The sequence below is a fragment of the Polynucleobacter sp. AP-Ainpum-60-G11 genome, assembly GCF_018688375.1.
Lineage (GTDB): Bacteria > Pseudomonadota > Gammaproteobacteria > Burkholderiales > Burkholderiaceae > Polynucleobacter.
On record NZ_CP061318.1, the window covers coordinates 1,725,800 to 1,742,440 of the forward strand.

Annotated in this window: 13 protein-coding genes and 1 other RNA gene; 1 reads left to right on the forward strand and 13 read right to left on the reverse strand. The window is 46.8% G+C overall.

Annotated elements, in window-relative coordinates; all coding sequences use genetic code 11:
• Positions 1 to 347 precede the first annotated feature (347 nt).
• Entirely contained in the window at positions 348 to 773 is a 426-nt protein-coding gene (locus FD971_RS08910; protein ID WP_215333958.1) for an OsmC family protein, read from the forward strand.
• A gap of 11 nt (positions 774 to 784) precedes the next feature.
• Here FD971_RS08910 and rnpB read toward each other — a convergent pair.
• The 13 genes from rnpB to FD971_RS08975 form a co-directional block, all read right to left on the reverse strand.
• Positions 785 to 1,091, reverse strand: an RNA gene (rnpB, locus tag FD971_RS08915) — RNase P RNA component class A.
• A gap of 67 nt (positions 1,092 to 1,158) precedes the next feature.
• Positions 1,159 to 2,217 (reverse strand): dihydroorotase, encoded by a 1,059-nt coding sequence (gene pyrC, locus FD971_RS08920; RefSeq protein ID WP_215333959.1) that lies wholly within the window; start codon positions 2,215 to 2,217, stop codon positions 1,159 to 1,161.
• 2 nt (positions 2,218 to 2,219) lie between these two features.
• Positions 2,220 to 3,542, reverse strand: a complete 1,323-nt coding sequence (locus FD971_RS08925; RefSeq protein ID WP_215333960.1) for a glycerate kinase — start codon at positions 3,540 to 3,542, stop codon at positions 2,220 to 2,222.
• A 9-nt stretch (positions 3,543 to 3,551) separates the two neighbouring features.
• The gene (locus FD971_RS08930) at positions 3,552 to 5,375 is read right to left on the reverse strand and encodes an ABC transporter ATP-binding protein/permease (protein ID WP_215333961.1); all 1,824 of its coding nucleotides are present in this window, start codon (positions 5,373 to 5,375) and stop codon (positions 3,552 to 3,554) included.
• A gap of 24 nt (positions 5,376 to 5,399) precedes the next feature.
• Entirely contained in the window at positions 5,400 to 5,843 is a 444-nt protein-coding gene (gene nudB, locus FD971_RS08935) for a dihydroneopterin triphosphate diphosphatase (protein WP_215333962.1), read from the reverse strand.
• 21 nt (positions 5,844 to 5,864) lie between these two features.
• Entirely contained in the window at positions 5,865 to 7,664 is a 1,800-nt protein-coding gene (aspS, locus tag FD971_RS08940; protein WP_215333963.1) for an aspartate--tRNA ligase, read from the reverse strand.
• Positions 7,665 to 7,680: 16 nt separating this feature from the next.
• Positions 7,681 to 8,334, reverse strand: coding sequence for a DUF502 domain-containing protein (locus tag FD971_RS08945; RefSeq protein WP_215333964.1), 654 nt, complete (start codon positions 8,332 to 8,334; stop codon positions 7,681 to 7,683).
• A 64-nt stretch (positions 8,335 to 8,398) separates the two neighbouring features.
• Positions 8,399 to 9,985, reverse strand: a complete 1,587-nt coding sequence (gene ubiB, locus FD971_RS08950; protein WP_215333965.1) for a ubiquinone biosynthesis regulatory protein kinase UbiB — start codon at positions 9,983 to 9,985, stop codon at positions 8,399 to 8,401.
• A gap of 6 nt (positions 9,986 to 9,991) precedes the next feature.
• Positions 9,992 to 10,609 (reverse strand): SCP2 domain-containing protein, encoded by a 618-nt coding sequence (locus tag FD971_RS08955; RefSeq protein ID WP_215333966.1) that lies wholly within the window; start codon positions 10,607 to 10,609, stop codon positions 9,992 to 9,994.
• 52 nt (positions 10,610 to 10,661) lie between these two features.
• Positions 10,662 to 11,573, reverse strand: coding sequence for a Tim44 domain-containing protein (locus tag FD971_RS08960; RefSeq protein ID WP_215333967.1), 912 nt, complete (start codon positions 11,571 to 11,573; stop codon positions 10,662 to 10,664).
• Positions 11,574 to 11,629: 56 nt separating this feature from the next.
• Entirely contained in the window at positions 11,630 to 12,373 is a 744-nt protein-coding gene (gene ubiE / locus FD971_RS08965) for a bifunctional demethylmenaquinone methyltransferase/2-methoxy-6-polyprenyl-1,4-benzoquinol methylase UbiE (protein ID WP_215333968.1), read from the reverse strand.
• A 26-nt stretch (positions 12,374 to 12,399) separates the two neighbouring features.
• Positions 12,400 to 12,789: a gamma-butyrobetaine hydroxylase-like domain-containing protein gene (locus FD971_RS08970; protein ID WP_215333969.1), complete on the reverse strand. Its 390-nt coding sequence runs from the start codon at positions 12,787 to 12,789 to the stop codon at positions 12,400 to 12,402.
• A complete protein-coding gene (locus FD971_RS08975) occupies positions 12,789 to 16,628 on the reverse strand; it encodes an FAD/FMN-binding oxidoreductase (protein WP_215333970.1) in 3,840 nt (1,279 codons plus the stop codon). Before FD971_RS08975 ends, FD971_RS08970 begins: the two co-directional genes overlap by 1 nt.
• Positions 16,629 to 16,641 lie beyond the last annotated feature (13 nt).

Consider the following 16,641-nt stretch of genomic DNA (forward strand, 5'->3'; position numbering starts at 1 on the left):
GCTCGCAGATTCTGTAATTCACCTGGTACAACAAATTACCGCTGACTGGTTCGGTAATTCAGTAAAGCCTTGAATTGTAACCCAAAAAAAAACCCAGGAACGAGTCCTGGGTTGGAATCCACCTATGTTTAAGTGGAGGAGACACTGGGAGGTAAGTCAAACTCTTATATAAGACTGACTACCAATATGGTTATTCTACACAAGATATATGGTGCAACGCAAGAGAATTGACCAAAATCAAGTTTTTGATGCTTTTTCACAAAAATCTGACTGGCAACTGAAGCCCCTAATTATTGGTAAACTATTGATAATATTGATTAATTTAGCAATTTAGAGGTCACTACAACATGGAATGTCGAGTAACTTGGTTGGGTAATGGCGGAATGGCCTTTTCAGCAGAAACTGGGAGTGGCCATCAGGTAACGATGGATGGCCCACCCGAGGCTGGAGGTAAAAATAGCGCCCCTAGGCCTATGGAGCTCATTTTGGCCGGAACTGGCGGGTGCTCTGCCTTTGATGTGGTTTTGATCCTACAAAAGGCTCGTCAGGAGGTCAGCGCCTGCGATGTTCAGCTTTCTGCCGAACGGGCAGAGACTGAACCCAAAGTCTTTACCAAAATTAATCTGCATTTCACAGTTAAAGGCAAAAACCTCGATTTAGCTAAAGTTGAGCGTGCGGTGAAGTTATCCCACGAGAAATACTGCTCAGCTACAAGCATGCTCGCCAAAACAGCTGAGATCACTTATTCGATTGACGTCCTGAACGACTCGTAAGTATTTAGAAAGTGCAGAGTCAATCGATAAGCCGGATTCTGTCGCCTAGATTTGCATCTAGGGGCAATCATTCCTCTAGGCCGGCAGTTACCTGACGGCTCAAGCTCCCTACCCGCAGACTCAGCGGGACGCCTCATCGCCTGCTTACTTGGGATTGCTCCAGGTGGAGGTTACCGCGTTTCACCGTAACTAAATACGCTCGTCTCTGTGGCCCTATTCCTCACGTCACCGTGGATGGCCGTTAGCCATCACCCTTCCCTATGGAGTCCGGACTTTCCTCCCCCTCAATAAAGAGGCGGCGATTGCCCAATTGACTCTGCGTCTGCAGTCTAACGCAGTCGCAGAAATTTATCCTAAAAAGGATCTGAAGAATGTGGGGGCGGCCTTAAGCCAAGTTCCAGGCGATGGTCTCACCAGCACGCAGCGGCACGATCGTAGCATCGCCCAAAGGAAGCTCGGTTGGAATACTTTGTGCCTGCTTCACTAAAGTAATTTTCTGGGTATTGCGTGGCAAGGAATAAAAGTCGGGCCCAAAGAAACTGGCGAAGCCCTCAAGCTTATCCAACTTACCAACACTCTCAAATGCTTCAGCATATAAACCCAAGGCATTGAAAGCACTGTAACAACCAGCACAACCACAAGCAGCCTCTTTGGCACCCTTAGCGTGTGGCGCACTATCAGTGCCCAAGAAAAATCTGGGGCTGCCACTTGTTGCAGCTTCGAGCAAGGCAACGCGATGCTCTTCACGCTTGAGCACTGGTAAACAATAATTATGCGGACGAATACCGCCAGCAAAAATTGCATTGCGATTCATCAATAAGTGTTGTGGAGTGATAGTGGCAGCTAAGCTATTTTTACCCGCAGTTTGTGCATCACGTACATAGTGCGCAGCCTGCTTGGTAGTGATGTGTTCAAACACGATCTTGAGATCAGGAAAATCCTTGCGCAAAGGCTCGAGCACTTGATCGATAAATACTGCCTCGCGATCAAAGATGTCAATCTCAGCGCTAGTTACTTCACCATGCACTAACAAAGGCATACTGACGGCTTGCATCGCTTCTAGCGCAGCATAGCAACGTTTGATATCGCTGACACCAGCATCACTATTGGTTGTTGCTCCAGCGGGATAAAGCTTAAAACCAACAATACCAGCAGCTTTTGCTTTGCGCACTTCATCCGCCGAAGTGTTATCCGTGAGATATAAAGTCATCAAGGGAGTAAAGCTGGTCACACCCAAGGATTGAAGATTCGTTTCAATTCGAGTGCGATAGGCATTTGCCAAATCAACCGTAGTTACTGGTGGCTTTAAATTCGGCATGATGATGGCGCGCGCAAATTGACGTGCAGTATCTGCCAAAACATCTTTCATGACTTCACCATCACGAATATGCAAATGCCAATCATCTGGCTGAATCAGTTGAATTTGGGTTGAGGTATTAGTCATAATTATTTATCTAGCAAAATGATGCGGAAATCATTCACATTCGTCAGTGTAGGGCCAGTTTCCACCAAAGCATCTAATTGCGCAAAAAAACCATAGCAATCATGCTGGTCTAGGTATTGCGATGGAATCAGGCCTTGCGTATTGGCAGCCTGTCGAATTGCCGGAGTAAACCAGGCGCCGGCATTTTTTTCACTGCCATCGATACCATCAGTATCCGCAGCTAGGGCCGAAATATTGGGCAGATCTGCAGAGGCGGAAAAAAGTGAAAGTAGGTATTCGCTACAGCGACCACCTCGGCCCTTCACTCCTTTAGGGATGGTTACAGTGCATTCACCGCCCGAAATAAGGGCGATTGGATTGTCAGCCTTAGCCAGCAAATGCTGGCGTGCTAAGGCCGCTTGTTCTATACCTACCTCTTGAGCTTCGCCGGTAATAGTGTCACCCAACATCATTGACTCATAACCTTGTGTGCGAACATACTCGGCAGCAGCCTCAAGGCTCTTATAAGCAGTGGCAATCACATGATTTTTTACTGAAACATTTTTTAGATCGGCTTCTTTTAAAGTTTCAGGAACCTCACCAGCTACACCGCGCTGCAAGTGGGATAAAACTGAACCCGGAATAGCGTCGGCACCTAAATGATGTTTCGCCAAAATATCTAAAGCATCTTGGTAAGTCGAGTAATCCGGAGCACAAGGGCCGCTAGCAATATCAGCGGGAGCATCTCCCGTGACATCAGAAATCAGTAAAGCCTCGACTCGAGCGCCTCGCGCAATCGCCAGCCTTGCTAAATTACCACCCAAAATCGCTGACAAGTGTTTACGAACAACATTCATCTCCTCGATCGGCGCACCGGAACGCAATAGCGCTTCAGTAGTCTTGCGCATATCCTCAATGCTGATACCAGCCTGAGGCAAAGTAAGTAGGCTGGAGCCACCTCCAGAGATCAAGGCAATCAAAACATCACCTTGATTCAACTTACTTACTAAACGGTAGATTTTTTGAGCACCATCCATGCCCGCTTGATCCGGAACAGGGTGGCCTGCTTCAATAATTTGGACATGACTAGTGGGAGAGTGGTGACCATATCGGGTTAGCACTACACCCTCAAGAATTACATTGGGCCAATGATTCTTCGCATGGGACTCTAGAGCCGTTGCCATAGAAGAACTCGCTTTACCTGCGCCCACTACCAAACACTTCCCTTGAGGCTCTGAACCTTGCGGGAAGATCTTGGCAAGATATTCTGGGACGATTTTCTTAGGGTCAGCAACCGCTAAAGCGGCTGCAAAGGCATTTTTGAGAATAGTTTCTTGCTGGCTCATGCAGTTATTCTAATCAACAGTACTGCGCTCTTGCATTTGCCACATCTCAGCATATCGACCATTAGCAGCCAGTAGTTCGGCATGTGTTCCACGCTCCACAATCTGGCCATGATCCATGACCAATATTTGATCAGCGTGAATAATCGTGGAAAGCCTATGGGCAATGATCAAAGTAGTACGGTTTTTAGCCAAGCCAAGCAGCTCCTCCTGAAAAGCGCGCTCTGTCTTAGAGTCCAAGGCTGAGGTTGCTTCATCAAAAATAAGCATTGCTGGCTTTTTAAGTAAAGTACGTGCAATCGCAACACGCTGCTTCTCACCACCCGACAACTTTAAGCCACGTTCACCTACTTGGGTGTCATAACCATCTGGGAGGTGCTTAATAAAACGATCGATCTGTGCAGCTCTAGCAGCCTCATAAACCTCCTCAATTGAAGCATTGGGATTGCCGTAAGCGATGTTGTAGCCAATAGTGTCATTAAACAGAACTGTATCTTGCGGAACGATACCAATCGCCTTACGTAAACTCGATTGCGTGACGTCGACAATATTTTGATCATCAATCAGGATCTTTCCGAACTGAACATCGTAAAAACGAAACAGTAAGCGGGCTAAGGTGCTCTTACCAGCGCCGCTTTGCCCCACGACCGCAGTAATTGTTCCCGCTGGAATACTAAAACTTACATCCTTGAGAATTTCACGCTTGGCATCGTAATGAAACGAGACATTCTCAAAACGAACATCAGGTCCACGACCTTGATTGCTAATAAGCAAAGATGTCGCATTGGGCGCATCAGCAATCTCTTTCTCAGTATTGAGAAGCGAGAACATGCGATCCATATCCGTCAGCGCCTGCTTAATCTCGCGATAGATCACCCCTAAGAAGTTCAATGGAATGTACAACTGAATCATCAGGGTGTTAACCAAAACTAAGTCACCCAAGGTCATAGATCCGTCGATCACGCCTAAGGTCGCACGCCAAAGTATGAGAACTAAGCCGACCGCAATAATAGTCTGCTGTCCAAAGTTCAGCACTGCTAAGGATTTCTGAGATTTAACAGCAGCAGCTTGATAGCGCAATAAATTCTGATCGTAGCGACTCGCTTCAAATGCCTCATTACCAAAATACTTCACGGTCTCAAAATTGAGGAGTGAGTCAATCGCCTTCTGATTGGCCTTGGAATCCATGTCATTCATGGTGCGGCGAAAATGGGTGCGCCATTCAGTCACTACTACTGTGAAGACGATATAAAGGACTAAGGCGACAAGTGTAATAGCGGCAAACCAAATATCGTATGCGTAAGCCAAGAATCCAAGCACCAAACAAAATTCAATCAGGGTTGGCAGGATGCTGTACAGGGAGTAGGAGATCAGCGACTGGATGCCGCGGGTACCACGCTCAATATCTCGACTAACTCCGCCAGTCTGACGAGCCAAATGAAAGCTAAGCGCTAGAGAGTGCAAATGCTCAAAAACTTGAAGAGCCACTTTACGCACCGCATTTTGCGTCACGCGCGCAAAAAGGGATTCACGCAACTCAGTAAAAATCGAGGCAGAGATTCTTAAGAAGCCATAAGCCAAGATCAATCCAGCAGGTACCACCAGCAAGGCCTGAGGAGAATCCGCCTTGATATTGAGTGCATCAATCAATTGCTTCATCAAAATCGGAATGCCGAGGTTGGTAACCTTGGCAGCGACTAAGCATGTCAGAGCAATCGCTACCCTAAATTTATATTCCAGTAGATAGGGAAGTAAATCACGAATGACTTTCCAGTCACTGCCTTGTGAAGACTTTGAATCTGCTGCCGAGTGGTGATGCCCTGATGAATGTCTCATCTCTCTATCTTAGTCACTTCTACGCTAAGCCGCAGAGAACAATTGCAGAATAGCCGCACCATTGCTGGGAGAAAAACATTTACTAGCAGCATCCGCAAACGGCAGCCACTCATAGGCGACATGCTCTCTGGGAGCCAATTGAACTTGAGTAGCATCTGGTACCAACAGTGAGAACCAATGCTCGACATTTCTAGTCACTCCAGGGGCGTAGCGGTGACGCCACTGCGGATAGATTTCATACTCAATCTGATGATGCATATCTTGTAGAGAGCCCATGGGGAGGGCGGCAACATCAATTCCAGTCTCCTCAAAAACCTCGCGTGCAGCGGCGACCTTGAGATCTTCATCAATAGCATCAACACTGCCAGTAACAGATTGCCAGAAGTTGGCTTTATCGGCCCGCTCTATCAGCAAGACCTCCCCATTCGATTTGTAAATAACCACTAAAACCGAAATGGGGATTTTCAAGATGCTTTAAGACTTTCCTGCTTAAGCAGCTGGAGCAGCTTGGCGCAAACGAATATGCAATTCTTTTAGCTGACGCTCATCCACTGGGCTAGGAGCCTGCGTCAATAAGCACTGCGCACGTTGCGTTTTAGGGAATGCGATCACATCACGAATAGATTCAGCTCCGGTCATCATTGTGACGATGCGATCCAAACCAAACGCAATACCACCATGCGGAGGCGCACCATATTGCAAGGCATCTAACAAGAATCCAAACTTGGCCTGCGCTTCTTCAGGACCAATTTTCAATGCACGGAATACTTGACTCTGTACTACCTCTTGATGAATACGGACTGATCCGCCACCAATCTCACTACCGTTCAGAACCATGTCATAGGCTTTAGCTAAGCACTTACCAGGATTGGATTCGAGGTACTGCATATGCTCATCTTTAGGGCTTGTAAATGGATGGTGACATGCAACCCAACGGGCATTGTCTTCGTCATACTCAAACATCGGGAAGTCCACTACCCACAACGGCTTCCAACCTTCGGTGGAGAGGCCATGCTCTTTACCCCAAGCAGAATGACCAATTTTCAAACGCAAGCCACCGATAGCGTCATTGACTACCTTTTCTTTATCAGCACCGAAGAAAATAATATCGCCATCTTTTGCACCAGTGCGCTTCAAGATGCCTTCAATCGCAGCATCATGCAAGTTCTTCACGATTGGTGACTGCAAACCATTGCGACCTTCAGCAACTGAGTTCACCTTGATCCACGCCAAACCTTTGGCGCCATAGATTGCTACGAATTGAGTGTAGTCATCAATTTCACTACGGCTAATTTCAGCACCACCAGGTACGCACAAACCAACTACGCGCCCACCCTCTTGGTTTGCTGCGCCAGAGAATACTTTGAAATCCACATCTTTCATCAAGTCAGTCAATTCTGTGAACTCAAAATTCACACGCAGATCTGGCTTATCTGAACCGAAGCGCGCCATACCTTCTGAGTAAGGCATCGTTGGGAATGGATTAGGCAACTCAACATTCATGGTGGTTTTGAAAATATGACGGATCATGTTCTCAAATAACTCACGGATTTCTAATTCGTCCAAGAAAGCTGTTTCACAGTCAATCTGAGTAAATTCAGGCTGACGGTCAGCACGCAAATCTTCGTCTCGGAAACACTTCGTAATCTGGTAGTAGCGATCAAAGCCAGCCACCATCAACAACTGTTTAAACAGCTGGGGGGACTGTGGCAATGCAAAGAACTGACCATCATGAACGCGAGATGGGACTAAATAGTCACGCGCGCCTTCGGGGGTACTCTTGGTCAACATCGGTGTTTCGATATCAATAAAGCCCGCTGCATCCAAGTAGCGACGGCATTCCATAGCGACGTTATAACGCAAACGCAAATTCTTTTGCATTTGCGGGCGACGCAAATCCAGTACGCGGTGGGTTAAGCGAGTGGTCTCAGATAAGTTCTCATCTTCCAATTGGAATGGAGGGGTAATAGACGCATTAAGAATGACTAAGCTATGGCAAAGTACTTCAATCTTTCCGCTCACTAAATCATTGTTTTCAGTGCCGGCAGGACGTGCACGTACCAAGCCTTTGATCTGAATACAAAACTCGTTACGCACTTGCTCAGCCAAGGCAAACATCTCTGGGCGATCTGGATCGCACACTACTTGCACAAAACCTTGGTGATCACGCAAGTCAATAAAGATCACACCACCGTGGTCACGGCGACGATTCACCCAACCTGAGAGTGTAATTTCTTGACCAATGAGTGTTTCAGTTACCTGACCGCAGGTATGACTTCGCATCGACATAACAATTTCCTATAAATCAAAGATGATGGCTTGACCCAATAGCGGTCATGCCAGTTGAACTGGTGGGAGGAACAGATCCCATTGAAACAATATGTTTGAGCGCCTCTTCGACACTCATCTCTAATTCAATAGTGTGTGCGCGCGGGACGATCATAAAAAATCCAGAAGTTGGATTTGGCGTAGTTGGCAAAAATACATTCACATAATCTTCACCCAACTTCGCAGCAACTTCTTTTGCTGGCATACCAGTCTGGAACGCAATCGCCCAAGAATCTGCATGCGGATAACGAATTAATAATGCTTTGCTAAATGCTTGGCCACTTCCAGAAAATAAGGTGGAAGAGACTTGTTGAACGCTGGAGTAGATTGATCGCACAATCGGAATGCGATTCATCTGCTTATTCCACATCTTGATCCACCACTGCCCGGCAAAACTAATTGCAACTAAGCCAGTCATCATGATGACCGAAACCACAATCAAAATACCAACACCCGGTAACTCACGGAAATGCTGTAGATCGGCAGCAAACTGATTGGGGAATACGGCAATAATGGCATGCATTACAGAGCCAAAAACACCATCGAGCAGGCCCAAGCCCCATGCAATCACCCAAATGGTGATTGACATCGGTGCCCACACCAAAATGCCTGCGATAAAGTATTTTTTCATTTGCCTATGCTTACGCTTTGCCTAACCTGGCATTTTAGCGGTTTAAGCGCCGGCCGGCGACAGACTAGTACAGACCAAGGCCGATTATCAGAATCCCAGCCAAAAAGCCGCCTGCAAAGAGCAAAGCGCCAGCCAAGAGGCGATGGGTGCGTCTTTCCTGTAATAAAAGGCCTTTTAAGACCTCTAATTCAGCATTTGACTCCTTACGAGGGGTGTGTGCTTGCGCCAAACTCTCGGCAATCAGCCGTGGCAAGGTTGGCAAAATTTGCGCCCAACTAGGTGCTTCAGCCTTAATGCCATCCACCAGAGCCCGCCAACCTAACTGCTGACTGATCCATTTTTCTAAAATTGGCTTAGCAGTCTTCCAAAGGTCGAGATCTGGATCAAGCTGACGCGCCAGACCCTCGACATTTAATAAAGTCTTTTGGAGCAACGTGAGTTGCGGCTGAATCTCCACCTTGAAGCGGCGTGATGTTTGGAACAAACGCATCAACACGATTCCAAGAGAAATTTCTTTTAGAGGGCGATCAAAATAGGGCTCGCAAACAGAACGTACTGCACCTTCTAGCTCCTCAACACGAGTATTGGCTGGAACCCAGCCAGACTCAATATGTAATTCAGCCACTCGACGGTAATCACGATTAAAGAAAGCTAGAAAATTTAACGCCAAATAACTTTTATCTGTCTGACTTAAGGCGCCAACGATCCCAAAATCCAAAGAAATAAATCGGCCAAAAGTCTCGGGCTCAAGACTAATCATGATGTTGCCAGGATGCATGTCGGCGTGAAAGAAGCCGTGCTCAAAAACTTGCGTGAAAAATATTTCAACGCCATCTGCAGCAAGCTTTTTAAAATCAACTCCAGCTGCCTTCAACTCTGTAGTACGTCCAATCGAGATGCCATTCATCCTTTCCATCACGATGACATTCGTGTGACATAAGTCCCAATACATCTCAGGAATCATTAACTTTTTAGAGTCAACAAAATAGCGACGTAACTGACTTGCATTTGCTGCTTCACGCATCAGATCTAATTCATCATGCAAATGAGTATCAAATTCGGCAACGTTTTCACGGGGCTTCAAGCGACGCCCATCCTCAGAAAGTCGCTCGATAATTTTTGCTAAGTCATAAAGCAAAGCAAGATCGCCATCAATGATTGGCAGAATCCCAGGACGCAGGACTTTGATTGCTACAGCACGACCTTCCCATTCCGGATGCTTTTGGGTGCCGCGCAATAATCCAAAGTGCACCTGGGCTACAGAGGCACTAGCCACAGGGGTTGCATCAAAACTAATAAATACTTCTTCGATAGATTGACCCAGCGCCTGTTCAATCAAGCGACAAGATTCATCGTTAGAAAATGGTGGGACTTGATCTTGCAACTTCGCCAATTCATCGGCGATGTCTTCTGGCAATAAATCACGTCGAGTAGAAAGTACTTGCCCAAACTTCACAAAGATTGGTCCAAGCGCCTCTAAAGTCAAGCGAATACGCTCACCCCTAGGCAGAGACTGTCCTGGTGAAGTCCAACAAAGAATTGTTAATAGACCGCGACGAATACCGGGCTTCAAAATATCGCGTAACAATGGCAGTAAGCCATAGCGCCATGCAGTAAAGAAAATAAAAGAAAGACGGGCTAGGCGACGCACAATGAATTAACCTTTTCGCTCTAAAAGTTGAATGCGCTTTTCTAGACGATCAACTGCATCACGCATTGAATTTAATTCATTTTTACGAATCATAAAATCCCGTTTATTCAAAAGTACTTTTCTTTCTTCGCTCACATACTCCACGACATTTTCAAGTAGATCAGTCGCAGCGGCCCTTCCAGCAGAAACGAATTTCTTGCCTTGACGAACAGCAAAGTTCGCAGGGGCATCTCCAATAAAACGCGCCAGATCCTCTTCATACTCCCACCGAATCTGACCTGCTAAGCGGCCTAATAATTGCGCTAGGTCAGCATCACCGGTAATCTTGACTGACTTCATGGCTTGCTCTCGCAAATTACCAGGGCCACCAGTCAAGGCGCTGAGTGCTTCTGCGGAGACTTCCAGCTCAAGCGATGGATCATCTGTGTTCGTTAATGCAAGCAAGGAGCCATCAGGGCCTATCTCAATGCACAGCCTGCCAATTGGCAGGCTCAGCAAAATCACCTTGCCAGCATGGTGAGACAACTCAGCCATAGCCCATGGCTCAGCCTTGAGAACATGGTTTATTGCCCGACAAGCAGCTGATGCAGCAATATGGTGCGTTGGAAGAGAAGTGGTGGTCATTAGTGTAAAAAACCCGCACAAGTGCGGGCTTTCAGTGGAAAGTACCTTAAGCTTAAACCAACTGCGAAATACCCGCCAGTACCCAGCCCCCAGGACCACTTACCGGCTTACTTAAGTTCCAAATTTCAGAGAAGTTATTTGGTTGTGCGCCAGCTTGCTCACGAATCATGCCCGTGAACTGCACACTACAGTAGTAAGTATTGTCAGCTGTCTCAATTCCAAGCAACTGCGCATTCAAAGTAACGACATCTGTTTGATTGGAGCTATCAGCACGCCCCGCTAGGTCTTGCTCAATCGTCGCGAACATCTCCGGCGTGGTGTACTCACGCAAAGCTGGTAAGTCACCCTGATCCCATGCTTTTTGGAGTGTTGAGAAATACTGCTTGGCATTGTCCAGAAATGCGTACTCATCAAAACCAGGTGGCAGAGTAGATTGAAATGGTGCAGGCTCACTAGATACGCCACCAAATGCATTGGCAGCTGGTGCAAAACCAGGCTCCTGCCTAGGTGTTTGATCTAGATTGCTACGTTGCATTCCTTGCGAAGTGACTTGTGGGCCTTTATTGGCGCCCGACAATGCAGGCATCATTCTTCTCATCAGAAACATAATGACAAAGCCTGCCAAAACAGCAATCAATAATCCAGTAATCAAAGATGACGCAGCCTCACCTAAACCAAAGTGAGATAAGAGATATCCGATACCAAGTCCTGCAGCAAGTCCGCCGAGGATTCCACCCATACCACCAAAGCGACTAGGTGCAGGCGCCTGAGGGGCTGCAGCCGGTGTAGCAGGTTGAGCTTGTTGAGTTGGTTTTTGTGCAGGAGCAGCTTGTTTTTGCATTGGCGCACTTGGTGCTTTACCAATACTTTTACCGCCGCCTAAACGGGCAGCATCAGCATGACCGACAGTGGCAAATATTAAGCTGACACTCAATAGAACTGCCTTGAAAAAATGCTTATTCATCTTTTGATCTCCTATAGAACTACTCTAATTCTGGACAGCTAAAAACTACAAATTCATTAGTATTTAATACCAATATGCAGCGCAACGATACCCCCAGTCATCCTGTGGGTATCCACCCCATCAAAACCTACTCCCAACATCATTTCCTTTAGGGTTTCTGCGTCTGGATGCATCCGAATAGATTCTGCTAAATAACGATAGCTCTCAGAATCTTGCGCAATTTTTTCACCCAACCAGGGCAATACTTTGAACGAGTAGGTGTCATAAACCGGCTGCAGAAAAGCATCCGGTTTCGAGAACTCTAGAACTAATACTCGGCCACCCGGCTTAATGACCCGCAACATCTCTTTCAAAGCAACATCTTTATGAGTCATATTGCGTAAACCAAAGGCTACCGTCACCACATCAAAGTGACCAGCAGGGAATGGGATTTTTTCTGCATCAAACTGAACACAAGGCAAAGCCAAGCCCTGATCAAGTAGTCGGTCACGACCAACACCCAACATCGATGCATTAATGTCACTTAACCATACTTGGGCTTCTGGGTTATGGCCCCACGCTGCTGCACGCGCAAAGGCGGCTGCCAAGTCACCTGTACCACCAGCAATGTCCAATACTTTTTGTCCAGGGCGAACTTGCGCACGAGCAATCGTGACTTTCTTCCATAAGCGATGAAGACCAAAGGACATCAAGTCATTCATCACATCGTATTTGTTGGCTACAGAATGGAATACCTCTGCAACCTTACCTGCTTTTTCAGCTTCATCAACGCTTTGGTATCCAAAGTGAGTCTTACTCATATTCTTTGCTCTATCTAATTAAATGCTCAGTGGCTACCGCAAGACTTACCGCCCGCAACACTCATTGGAGTATCGCGGTCTAAACCAGCAGCAGCCAATTTGTCCAAATGCTCTTTCCAAAGCACTTCATGGTTCTCACATAAAAATTGCAAGTAGTCCCAGGAATACAAACCGGAATCGTGTCCATCTGAAAAGGAAGGTTTTAGTGCGTAATGGCCCACCGGTTCAATATTGGCAATGAGCACCTCACGCTTACCGGTCTGCAGAGTCTCCTGCCCAGGACCATGACCTTGAACCTCGGCTGAAGGAGATACTACCCTTAAGAACTCAAAAGGAAGGCGATACGTGTTGCCATTTTCATAAGTAAGCTCTAACACCTTTGACTGCTGATGCACTACAACATTAGTTGGAATCATTAAACCAATACCCTCTCGATACCACCTTGGTTTGCCTTGCTTACATAATCCTGCATCCAATCAGGTCCCAATAATTTTTGCGCCATTTCAACCACGATGTAATCGGCAGTCGTATCACTATCAGCATCAAAACGCGTGAGGCCTTGAAGGCAAGATGGGCAGCTCGTGAGTACTTTGACATCACCAGTGAAATCATCTTTGCGCAACTCATTAGCGGCCTTCTCCATCTCAATCTGCTTGCGGAAGCGGACCTGAGTTGAAATATCGGGGCGTGTCACGGCGAGGGTTCCAGACTCACCACAGCAGCGATCATTCTTCTGAATGGCTTTGCCGTCCTCTAACTGAATCAACTCATTCACAGTCTTAAGTGGGTCCTGCAACTTCATCGGTGAGTGACATGGATCGTGATACATATACTTCACGCCAGTTACGTTTGAAAGTTTGACACCCTTCTCAAGTAAATACTCATGAATATCCACAATGCGGCAACCTGGGAAGATCTGCTCAAACTGATATCCCGCTAATTGGTCATAACAAGTACCGCATGAAACTACAACTGTCTTGATGTCTAAATAATTTAAGGTATTAGCAACACGATGGAAGAGTACGCGATTATCTGTAATCATCTTCTCCGCTTTATCAAAGTCGCCATTGCCACGTTGTGGGTAACCGCAACAGAGGTAACCCGGAGGCAACACAGTCTGTACGCCAACATTCCACAACATTGCTTGCGTTGCTAAGCCCACCTGCGAAAACAAACGTTCAGAACCACAACCTGGGAAATAGAACACGGCTTCAGTATCAGCAGAAGTCGTTTTTGGGTCGCGGATAATTGGTACGTAATTCGCATCTTCAATATCCAAGAGCGCTCGAGCTGTTTTCTTAGGTAAGTTGCCAGGCATCTTCTTATTTACAAAGAAAATAACCTGCTCTTTTATATTGGGCTTGGTGACCGTCGCAGGTGGATGCGCAGTTTGCTTGCGCGCCAATTTACGGAAAACATCATTACCTAATCGCTGGAGCTTATAACCCCAACCAATCATGGTCTTACGAGCCAACTTAATTGTGTCTGGGTCAGTGGCATTCAAGAAGAGCATGGATGCTGCTGTTCCAGGGTTAAAGCGTTGCTGGCCCATCTTGCGCAACAAGTTACGCATATTCATAGTCACATCGCCAAAGTCAATCTTGACTGGGCACGGCGTCAAACACTTGTGGCAAACGGTACAATGTGCCGCAACGTCATCAAACATTTCCCAATGACGAATTGAAACGCCACGACGCGTTTGCTCTTCATATAAGAAAGCTTCGATCAACAGGGAGGTTGCTAAAATTTTGTCACGTGGGCTGTACAGCAAATTAGCTCGCGGCACATGTGTAGAGCACACTGGCTTGCACTTACCGCAACGCAAGCAATCTTTCACACTATCAGCAATCGCCCCAATATCACTCTGCTGCATGATGATGGATTCATGACCCATCAAACCAAAGCTCGGGGTGTAAGCAATGCTGAGATCAGCATGTGGCATTAACTTGCCCTTGTTGAAGCGACCTTCAGGATCTACACGCTTTTTATATGCGCGGAAATCCTTAAGCTCATCCTCAGTCAAATACTCCAGCTTCGTAATACCAATGCCGTGCTCACCAGAAATCACACCATCCAATGATCGGGCTAATTTCATAATCCGATCAACAGCGCGATGTGCATCTTGCAACATCTCATAGTCATCTGAATTGACCGGGATGTTGGTATGCACATTACCGTCACCAGCATGCATATGCAGTGCTACAAACACCCGCTTGCGCAAAATATTTTTATGGATAGCCTCTAGCTCATTGAGGATGGGCTCAAATGCTAAGCCACCAAAAATGATTCTGAGCTCAGCACGAACTTCCGTCTTCCAGGAGGCGCGGAGGCTGTAATTCTGTAAGCCTGGAAAATAGGTATCCATCTCCTTGAGCCACACAGACCAATTTGCACGCACTCTACCAATCAGTTCAAGTGCTTGCTGTACACGATCGCCCAAGATTTCAGCGCTAGGAATTTCATAATCTTCATCACTCTTGCCAAGCGGCAAGGCACTCTTTTTCAGAAATGCTTCGAGCCCATCTAAAACTTGTAATTTGTTTTTAAGGGAGAGTTCGATATTGATACGTTCAATACCATTGGTGTACTCGCCCATGCGTGGCAATGGGATGACCACGTCTTCATTAATCTTGAATGCATTGGTATGACGGGCAATCGCAGCAGTGCGCGCACGATCCAACCAAAACTTCTTGCGCGCTTCAGCGCTCACCGCTACAAAGCCTTCGCCCACTCGGTTGTTGGCCATGCGTACGACTTCACTGGTTGCTGCCGCTACAGCCTCTTCATTATCACCAGCGATATCACCAATCAATACCATCTTAGGCAAAGCATTGCGCTTGGATTTAGTGGAGTAACCCACCGCTCTCAAATAACGATCATCCAAGTGCTCCAATCCGGCCAAGATGGGTCCGCCATCCTTACTCAAGCCATCAAGATAAGCTTTGATTTCTACAATGCTCGGAATCGCCTCTTGCGCTTGACCAAAAAATTCCAAGCAAACAGTCCGCATGAATTTAGGCATGCGATGCAAAATCCAAGTTGCACTTGTAATTAATCCGTCACAACCTTCTTTTTGAACGCCAGGTAAGCCTGATAAAAACTTATCAGTCACATCCTTACCCAAACCTTCTTTACGGAAGCGCTTACCTTCTACTTCTAAAATTTCTGTTTTAAGAATGCGTTCGCCTGGCTCACTCAAACCATCAGACCAAGTCAGTTGAAAACGTACCTTATCTACAACGTGAATTTTTCCGAGATTGTGATCAAGACGTTCGACATCAAGCCAATTGCCATCTGGATCAACCATGCGCCAGCTGGCTAAGTTATCCAGTGCAGTACCCCACAAGACCGCTTTCTTACCGCCTGCGTTCATCGCAATATTGCCACCAATGCAGCTTGCATCAGCTGAAGTAGGATCGACTGCAAAGACCAACCCAGCGCGCTCTGCAGCATCCGAGACTCTACGGGTTACAACACCAGCACCGGTAAAGATCGTAGACACTTCATGATCTACACCCGGCAAATGTTTCAGCTTTACAGCATCGATTTGCTCAAGCTTTTCAGTGTTAATTACTGCAGACATCGCGTAGAGAGGAATGGCGCCACCGGTGTAACCAGTACCACCTCCACGCGGAATAATAGTCAGACCCAATTCAACACAGGCTTTAACCAAACCAGGGATTTCAGATTCGTAATCTGGTTTTAAAACGACCAGCGGAAACTCAACACGCCAGTCAGTTGCGTCAGTCACATGCGCTGCACGTGAGACGCCATCAAAACAAATATTATCGGCAGCAGTAATTCGACCAAGCTCTTTGCGAGCGCGTTTACGAATCTCGGTGACTTCCTTAAAGCCCTGTTCAAAACTTTCAACTGCGCGGTGCGCGGCTTTTAACAAAACCTGAACTTGCTCAGCAGATTCACCGCTAGATCTTTTCTTAACTTCGCCAAGGCGATGCCATAGAGCGTCAATCAGTAATTGACGGCGATTGGCGTTATCTAATAAGTCATCTTGCAAAAAAGGGTTGCGCTGGACTACCCAGATATCACCTAAGACTTCGAACAACATGCGAGCTGACCGGCCAGTGCGGCGAACCCCACGCAAATCATTCAGAACGCGCCATGACTCCTCACCCAGTAAGCGAATAACGATTTCACGATCGGAAAAGGAGGTGTAGTTGTAGGGGATTTCGCGAAGGCGGGGAGAACCCGCTTCGGCATCCAACAACTGGTTCAAAGCTAATGGAGCGTTCATAGCGTCATATTTG

Bases quoted from the DNA above. Each gene is read 5' to 3' on its own strand.
- FD971_RS08910 (WP_215333958.1), top strand. From the start codon at position 348: ATGGAATGTCGAGTAACTTGGTTGGGTAATGGCGGAATGGCCTTTTCA.
- pyrC (WP_215333959.1), bottom strand. From the start codon at position 2,217: ATGACTAATACCTCAACCCAAATTCAACTGATTCAGCCAGATGATTGG.
- FD971_RS08925 (WP_215333960.1), bottom strand. From the start codon at position 3,542: ATGAGCCAGCAAGAAACTATTCTCAAAAATGCCTTTGCAGCCGCTTTA.
- FD971_RS08930 (WP_215333961.1), bottom strand. From the start codon at position 5,375: ATGAGACATTCATCAGGGCATCACCACTCGGCAGCAGATTCAAAGTCT.
- aspS (WP_215333963.1), bottom strand. From the start codon at position 7,664: ATGTCGATGCGAAGTCATACCTGCGGTCAGGTAACTGAAACACTCATT.
- FD971_RS08945 (WP_215333964.1), bottom strand. From the start codon at position 8,334: ATGAAAAAATACTTTATCGCAGGCATTTTGGTGTGGGCACCGATGTCA.
- FD971_RS08955 (WP_215333966.1), bottom strand. From the start codon at position 10,609: ATGACCACCACTTCTCTTCCAACGCACCATATTGCTGCATCAGCTGCT.
- FD971_RS08960 (WP_215333967.1), bottom strand. From the start codon at position 11,573: ATGAATAAGCATTTTTTCAAGGCAGTTCTATTGAGTGTCAGCTTAATA.
- ubiE (WP_215333968.1), bottom strand. From the start codon at position 12,373: ATGAGTAAGACTCACTTTGGATACCAAAGCGTTGATGAAGCTGAAAAA.
- FD971_RS08970 (WP_215333969.1), bottom strand. From the start codon at position 12,789: ATGATTCCAACTAATGTTGTAGTGCATCAGCAGTCAAAGGTGTTAGAG.
- FD971_RS08975 (WP_215333970.1), bottom strand. From the start codon at position 16,628: ATGAACGCTCCATTAGCTTTGAACCAGTTGTTGGATGCCGAAGCGGGT.